Source organism: Mesorhizobium sp. M2E.F.Ca.ET.209.01.1.1 (genome assembly GCF_004010375.2).
Taxonomy (GTDB): domain Bacteria; phylum Pseudomonadota; class Alphaproteobacteria; order Rhizobiales; family Rhizobiaceae; genus Mesorhizobium.
The window spans coordinates 1-348 of sequence record NZ_SADP02000574.1 but is presented as its reverse complement, the minus strand read 5'-3'; the positions used below and the strand labels follow the sequence as shown (position 1 = coordinate 348).

Annotated in this window: 1 pseudogene; it reads left to right on the top strand. The window is 61.2% G+C overall.

Features of this window, described 5'->3' with window-relative positions:
* A pseudogene (locus EN852_RS36965) lies at positions 1 to 240 on the top strand (ABC transporter permease); the annotation flags it as partial.
* Positions 241 to 348: the final 108 nt, after the last annotated feature.

The following is a 348-nucleotide window of genomic DNA, read 5'->3' as shown; positions in this document are numbered from 1 at the left end:
GCCGGCGGAGCGGCGGCGGTGCTCGTCTTCATCGTTTTCTCCGGGTGGTCGTCGCGCAACATGGCAACACCACAGGCCGATCAGGCAACCGCTTTGTTCGGCAACTTCGCCATCGGCTCGGCGGGTTACCTGGGTGTCGTCCTGATGGTGCTGGTGATTGGCGCGCTGACGGCGGCGACCTCACACGCCACCGTCGTCGCCTATCTCAGCGACATCGACGTTCGCCAACCCGACGCATGAAAGGAGTTCGTCTTACCGTGGATGGAACGAGCGCGCTCACGGAGGGAGAATTCGCGTACCGCAACGTGCGTCTTTTACATACCAAAACCCGCATATCGGGATCAACAA